Source organism: Mesorhizobium sp. B1-1-5 (assembly GCF_006443065.1).
Taxonomy (GTDB): Bacteria; Pseudomonadota; Alphaproteobacteria; order Rhizobiales; family Rhizobiaceae; genus Mesorhizobium.
In genome coordinates this window covers 1-4765 of the sequence record NZ_VFWS01000201.1, presented here as the reverse complement: position 1 = coordinate 4765, position 4765 = coordinate 1, and the positions used below count along the sequence as shown (strand labels likewise).

Here is a 4765-nt window from a genome sequence, read left to right as displayed (position 1 = left end):
GGATATTGGTGGCGACATAGTTGCCGGAGTTCGGGGTATTCCAGGTCAGTGCGACCTGGCCGACGCCGCCGGTTGCGACAACACCCGAGACCGTGGCCGGCGGTGTGTTGTCGACTGTGGAGACCACCGTTTCGCTATCGGAGTAATCGCCATAGCTGCCGTTCGACCCGATATAGACGGCCTCGATGTTGATCGATGTGTCGGCGGGAACCGGATTGGTGTTCAGCACGATGAGACCGGCATCCGGTGCGATCCCGGGGAATTTCTGCTCGATCCAGGCCCCAGGAACACCGCCGCCCACATCGGCGACGCGATAGCGCAGCGCCGGCGTGAGATCACTGCGGTTCGGATCAACCAAGGCGAGGCGGATGTAGACTGTCCCGCTGCCGGATATTGCCGCCGCGGTATCGATGATTGGCTTCGGGATGCCGTCGGAAACCGGCTTCGCCGGCACGGGTGGCGCCGCCCCTTCATCGACCGCCGGGTTCCAGTCGTCGATCTCCGGGCCGGAACCAGGCATCTTGATCCACGTCATCTGAAAACCGCCGCGCGAAACGGAGAGGGCCGACCGCCGGTTAGCGATCAGCTTGCCATCCATCGACGGCAGTCGACGCGGAGTCGCCAGCCTGACCCATGGCGCGTAAACGGCGTTGATGCCGGTGAAGCGGACGTCGAACGTGCCGCGCTTCTTCTCCCGCAGACGCGCGAACTCCCGCTTGCCGAGTCGGCGAGCCTGCCGCCATTGCTGCACCCAGATATAGTTGCCGTCTTGTGGCAAGACGCGACCGGCCTCGATCTGTGCCGGCGTATCTTCGAAAAAGTCGGTGTCGGTCGTCGTGAAATCGGTGGCCGGATAGGTGAATTTCGGGATGAACTGGTTGACCTCTTCCTCGAACAGGACATCGTGCTGCACGGTGTGGCCGACGATATCGGCGTCAGTCAGCGTGGCGACATACTTTTCCCTGAATTTGCCGGCGACGAAAAGCAACGCGCCATCGCCGCGCTCGCACATCCAGCCGTCGCAGGAGGCGAGGATGGCATTCGTCCCGCTTTTCGGGTCGTGGTCAGTGGTATCGAAGCCGCCGCACTCATAGCGCTTCTCCGTGCCGCCAGCGGCCCGGGGCACGTCTTCATCGCAGACGTCGGCCTCTTCCTGCCACATGTCGAGAACCGGCAGCAGCGCCTTGCGGAAATCGCGTTTGGTGCCGAAAGGATTGAAACATTCGTGCCAGGCCAGAGTGAGGGCCGAATTCTTCGAGAAAGCCCATGTCGCCGGGTTTTCCGGATCCTGCGCGGGATCGCGGAAATCCCAGACCAGCGCCAGTTCTGCGACCACCGACAGAGCCGGCTTGCCGTAGGGAAACCGCTTCTGGAAGTTTTCTGCACCGGGTGCGTTGCATGTCATGCCTACCGACGCCTGGCCGTCGCCCCGATGTTCCGACGTCCAGACGCCTTCGGCGCCAAGATCGGCGACGATCTCGGCAATCGCGGTTTCCGGTGTCAGCCCCAGTCGGCGATAGATGCGTACAGGATCGGCGTCGTTGTATCGGTCGCCGTCCGGGCTGATGACGGTGTTGCCGTCGAGCTCGACCTTGTCGTCATTCAGGTAGTAGCCGGTGTAGGCATTGATCCGATGGCCGACGATCGCCTGCACCGAATACATCCGGTTGTCGACCGCTTCCCAAAGCATCATTGGGCCGGCAAGCCTGGCCTCCCCAACGCCCCAGAACCGGTAAGGGATCGGCTGTGTCAGTGGCGCGCGGCCGTCCTCCGGCTTCGGCGGCTTCGGCGTAAGCAGGTATTGCACGCCGGCGACGATGGCCGTGGTGGCAATAGCCGAGGCGATCGCCGCATAAGAGACGGTCGTGCCGAAAAGCGTGAACCCGCCAGATCCAAGAATGGCGGTAAAGATTGGCGTGAAGATCGGGTCCTTGCGGACCGGCCAGCGATATGCGCCGTGCCAGCCCTCTGCGACTATCTCCTGCGTCGTCGCTGTCTCGAAAGCGCCGATGCCAGGATTATAGCTCCGCCGGCGCGAGGCCGTGGCCAGCGCCTGGCGCAAGGCATCGTCGAACGGGTTCACGCGATGCGCCATGCCACGCCAGTCCAGTCGAGATGCTTCACCATTGCCCCGCGCGCCGACATCACCGCCCAGAGCGGGCCGAATTTTATGGCTGGGATTTCCTTGACCGCGAGGCCGGATGCCTCGAAACCCGTCATGGCGCTGATGATGCCAATATCGCCGTCCTGCGGCTGCTGAACGCGCTGAAATCCCTGGGCGCCGAGCTTTGCCCCGACGAGGGCTTCGCAGCCGCCAGCGGCCCGCAGGATGGCTTCAGCACCATCGGCATCGAAGTAGGTGCCGCGCAGATCGGCGCCTGGATCCTTGCCGGTCGCCTCGACCACCCAGTCGGCCGCGAATAGCGTGCAGTCGGTGAACCCCCACTGCCAGCGGTGTGGAAGCCGGATATACTGTTCCAGCGTCATTGGTGCCTCAGTAGTTCGGCCATGCCGGCGCGACGCCGCGCGCCAGACGCGCAGTGCCATCGCAGAACTTGTCAGTCGGATACATCGCCTTCTGGTGCGGCCCCGACCACAGCACCAGCGAGGCGCGCGACCTGGTGTTCGATCCGGAAACCACGGCAAGCGTCAGCGTCGTGGTCGGATTGTCGGTGCCTGAGACCGGCGGCATGGATTCGGTGGGATGCGACGCCGTTCCTGTCCAAAGCGCAATGATCGGCGTCGTCGGCTGATAGTAGTCGTCCAGCGTGGTGAAGCCGATCTTCAAATCCTTGCCGCGAACGTCTGGCATGGTGTCAAGAACATTGGCGGCGGTATCCGGATCGATGCCTGAAATCCCGAATTCCACGCTGGAGCTCTGACCGTTGACCAGCACCTCGAGCGTCGGGATGTTGAGCAGGCGGCCACCGCCGAGATAGACCGTACCATCCTCGTCGAGGCTGTCGAAGCCGGCCGGGATGTCGTTGACGCCTGCCCAGATATGCAGGCCGGGATCGCTGTCGAGCCGGAAGAAGATGCCAAGTATATGGCTCGATCCCATGCGATCGACGACCTCTTGAGGCACATAGTCGACCGAGTAGGAGCCAATCAGGTCCTGCCAGGCCATTAGAAGCCCTCAACGAACTGGATCGTGGGCGTCGACTGCCACCAGCCCTCGGCCTCCCAAGCCAGGGTGAAGCTGGACGGGAACTTCATGACGCAGCGCGGCCGCGCGAACTCGATGCGCGTTCCTGCCGGCACCGCTTCGCGCAGCGGCCGGTCGAGCGACAGCACGTATTGCGAACCGGTGTAGGCTACGCCTTCCACCGTTTCGGTGACAGTGACAGGATCCGAACTCTCCCAGTAACGATAAGCGCGCCAGCCCTTGGTCGGGTGATAGATCGAAAACCAGTCGGACCAGCGCAGATTGCGCTCGGCGCCGTAGATGTTCAGCGTGATCTGGCCAGCATTGAGCGCCGCAGTTGCACCCATGGTGCCGAACACCGTCGCCTGGCTGTAGCCGGCACCATCGGAAAAAAGCGACGTGTCGGAATGGGGAATGCGTGTGATGAATGACTGGGGAACTCCGTTCATGACCGGGAACGGCCCAACCCAGTCCGATAGGATCGGCACATTCATAAACCGGATCGAGCTGTTCATGCGCGCCGCGATCCAATTGATGTATTCATGCTCTTCGCGGGCCCGTACGACACAATTCTCGTAGGAGCCGACAAGAACGCCCCCTCCGCTGGTTTCGATCGTGATCGATTCGCCGAGGCCGTTGCGCCCACCTTCCAACCCGCCGCCCTTGGTGTCGAAGGACAATCTAGCCGGCTTCAAGAAATTGACGTCGAGCGTGGGGAGATTGATGTACCCCATCGCCTATCCTTTCTGTGAAGTGTAGCGACGCTGTGTATCGCCGAAACCGCCATTCACCTGGCCCTGGTGATACTCGCCAATCGCCTCTTGGGCGCCCTGCTTGGCCAGCGTGCGGACATGATCATCGCCGCTTGCGCCAGTGACGTGGACGTGAAGCTCGACCTTGCCCTGCGACTGGCCGCGGTTCTGGTTTGCCGCCATCTGCATCGAGGCAGGGTTGCTGCGGATCACGTCGCCAGAACGGAGCTTCTTCAGTTCGGGACCGCGCTCGCCGACCCACGCCCAGCCCTCAGGCGCGTTTTCGGTGCCATCGGCATAAAAGTTGACATAGCCACCTGGATTGGCGCTGAGAAAGCTAAACGCCTTGGTCCCGCTGAACGCGGAGCTTAAACCGCCAAACAGTGATCCGAGCAAGCCGCCACCGCCACCGCCGCCGCTGGGCGCTGTGGGAAACTGGCTGAGTGCACTGCCCATCTTCCCCATTCCCTCGCCCAAGGACCCGAGACTTCCGGTTGCCTTGGCGGCGGTGCCACCGAACTTATCGAGCGCCTGCTCAGCGCCGGAAAGGCGGCCGGAGAAGTTGTCGGCACCTTCAGGATTGGCGAGCGAGAAGCCTCGAGGCCGCTCGAAGCCGGCGAATGCCGCTGTGGCCGAACGGACATCCGGGGCGGCTTTGAGACGGGCGAGCGCCCCGCTTTCGGACGAGTTCAATTCCTTCCATGCGAAATCGAGTTGACCCTGCACGTCGCCGAGATTGCCCTTGCCGCCTATGGCGCTCAGAAGCTGCGGGGCGCGGTCATTGTGCTGGAACAGCCCGAACGCATTGCCTGCATCGCCGATCGCCGTCGGCTTGAATGCCGATTCCGCGCTGATGTTGCCGAGAATG

5 protein-coding genes are annotated in these 4765 nt (G+C 62.8%); all 5 read right to left on the bottom strand.

The window, feature by feature from the left end; all coding sequences use genetic code 11:
* Positions 1-2095 (bottom strand): hypothetical protein (locus tag FJ980_RS29230; protein ID WP_140547107.1); only part of this gene is annotated, 2095 nt, incomplete at its 3' end.
* Positions 2080-2487 carry a hypothetical protein gene (locus tag FJ980_RS29225; protein ID WP_140547106.1) on the bottom strand — a complete coding sequence of 136 codons (408 nt, stop codon included), beginning with the start codon at positions 2485-2487 and terminating at the stop codon, positions 2080-2082. The genes FJ980_RS29230 and FJ980_RS29225, both read right to left, overlap by 16 nt.
* A 7-nt stretch (positions 2488-2494) precedes the next feature.
* A complete protein-coding gene (locus FJ980_RS29220) occupies positions 2495-3127 on the bottom strand; it encodes a hypothetical protein (RefSeq protein WP_140547105.1) in 633 nt (210 codons plus the stop codon).
* Positions 3127-3879, bottom strand: a complete 753-nt coding sequence (locus FJ980_RS29215; RefSeq protein ID WP_140547104.1) for a hypothetical protein — start codon at positions 3877-3879, stop codon at positions 3127-3129. The genes FJ980_RS29220 and FJ980_RS29215 overlap by 1 nt, the downstream gene beginning before the upstream one ends.
* Positions 3880-3882: 3 nt before the next feature.
* Positions 3883-4765: phage tail tip lysozyme (locus FJ980_RS34850; protein WP_246676593.1), on the bottom strand; the 883-nt coding region annotated here is incomplete at its 5' end.

Excerpts from the sequence above, each read along its gene's own strand:
- FJ980_RS29225 (WP_140547106.1), bottom strand. The coding sequence starts at position 2,487 with ATGACGCTGGAACAGTATATCCGGCTTCCACACCGCTGGCAGTGGGGG.
- FJ980_RS29220 (WP_140547105.1), bottom strand. The coding sequence starts at position 3,127 with ATGGCCTGGCAGGACCTGATTGGCTCCTACTCGGTCGACTATGTGCCT.
- FJ980_RS29215 (WP_140547104.1), bottom strand. The coding sequence starts at position 3,879 with ATGGGGTACATCAATCTCCCCACGCTCGACGTCAATTTCTTGAAGCCG.